This is a genomic window from Streptomyces hilarionis (assembly GCF_024539675.1).
GTDB classification, from domain to species: domain Bacteria; phylum Actinomycetota; class Actinomycetes; order Streptomycetales; family Streptomycetaceae; genus Streptomyces; species Streptomyces hilarionis.
This window is the reverse complement of sequence record NZ_JAHHIT010000485.1, coordinates 1-404: the sequence shown is the minus strand read 5'-3', so window position 1 is coordinate 404 and position 404 is coordinate 1. Positions and strand designations below refer to the sequence as shown.

General features: G+C 55.0%; 1 protein-coding gene. It reads right to left on the bottom strand.

Annotated elements, in window-relative coordinates:
* Nucleotides 1–86: 86 nt before the first annotated feature.
* On the bottom strand, nucleotides 87–404 hold a 318-nt coding region (locus tag KMS84_RS44015), incomplete at its 5' end, for a TIGR03750 family conjugal transfer protein (RefSeq protein ID WP_256921397.1).

Genomic DNA, 404 nt, shown 5'->3' with positions numbered 1-404 from the left:
GTACAGACCCAGGGCAATGAGAAAACCAATGACCATGCGCAGGCTGTTAATGTGGGCCAGTTGGGCGTCTACTTTTTTACGGTAAGTCATTGAACCTCCGTTCGATGACAGGTCCACGCACCTGTACGAGTAATCAGCAGGGCTTTATTCCAGGTAGGAAAGAACCGCGCGATGTTCAATTGCATCTGGCGGTATAGCCATGTATCAGGTCGGCCGCGTTTCCACCGACGCAAGAAACGACTGGCAAGAAACAGCCCTAGGACAGCACAGAGCATGGCGGCGCCGATGATAAGTGCCCAAATCTGGGTCAATATCGCGGCCGGAATACCGATAACCAGCCCTGCGCCGGTGCTCAACGCCAAGGTGGCCCACATTTCGTCAGCGGTAAGGCCGCCCATGATGAC